This is a genomic window from Limnofasciculus baicalensis BBK-W-15 (assembly GCF_024178385.1).
Classification (GTDB): Bacteria; Cyanobacteriota; Cyanobacteriia; order Cyanobacteriales; family Coleofasciculaceae; genus Limnofasciculus; species Limnofasciculus baicalensis.
Window position 1 is genome coordinate 1 of sequence record NZ_JAMZMM010000762.1, and the last position, 1,003, is coordinate 1,003.

Annotated in this window: 1 protein-coding gene; it reads left to right on the forward strand. The window is 45.8% G+C overall.

Annotated elements, in window-relative coordinates; all coding sequences use genetic code 11:
* Positions 1 to 103: 103 nt before the first annotated feature.
* Positions 104 to 970 carry an OmpA family protein gene (locus tag NJ959_RS30015; RefSeq protein ID WP_254015418.1) on the forward strand — a complete coding sequence of 289 codons (867 nt, stop codon included), beginning with the start codon at positions 104 to 106 and terminating at the stop codon, positions 968 to 970.
* Positions 971 to 1,003: the final 33 nt, after the last annotated feature.

Here is a 1,003-nt window from a genome sequence, read left to right on the forward strand (position 1 = left end):
GTAATGGGGATATCATAGATTATTATTGTTTTTTAAATATTTCCTGTTTCCCTAGCCCCTAGTCCCTAACCCCTAGCCCCTAACCCCTAACCTTGGTAAAAAAGTGACCGCTAACTCAGCAGACAAAACTTCCCCTCAACCCTCAACCAGGAGACGTTCGTGGTTACTCGTTGTTATCTTTCGAGTGCTAATGTTGGGGCTGGGTGGGGGTGTAGCCCTAATTTTGGGGATTGTGCTAGCAAATGTCTATCCTAGTCCTAATCCGCAGAAGCCCCTAGTGTTGAAAATACAGTCCTATTTTGACAAACCACTAAAGGCTGCTGCACCCAAAGCTAGTCCAACAGGGGTATCATCACCTACCGAGAAAATACCCCAACTAAGCCCGGTAGAAAGACAGCAAGTAGAAGCTCAACTTACTGATTTTCAGGTACAGCTTAAAGCAATCAATGACAAGGTTACCACTCTAGAAACTCAACTTGGCACTAGTCGTCCTAACGACTCTCTCGAAAGGCGAATCCAAGCTATCTCCCTTCTACTACAAGGGGTACAGCCCCCCAGCGAGAATGACACATCGGTGGGAAGTGCTGATGCCAAGAATTCCTCGGCAGATTCTCTGGGGTTAACTAACAAGTTGAAGATAACGTTACCCAGTGATGTTTTATTTGATGGCAGCAACAGCATTCTCCGCCCAGAAGCGGGATTGATTTTAGACCAAATTATGGCGGATTTGCGTAATTATCCTGCCAGCACTATTCATATTGCTGGGTATACGGATAGTAATGGCGATCCTGATAATAATCGAGCATTATCATTTCTCCGAGCTAAAGCAGTTGAGCAGTATTTTGCCCGCACCTTGGGCAGGGAATATCGCTGGTTAGTTATCGGTTACGGTGCAACTAATCCTGTTGCAGCAAACGACACTGATGCTAATCAACAGCGCAATCGCCGTATTGAAATTTCCGTTGATTAGGGTGAGGGAATGGGGAATGGGGGAGTTTTGAGT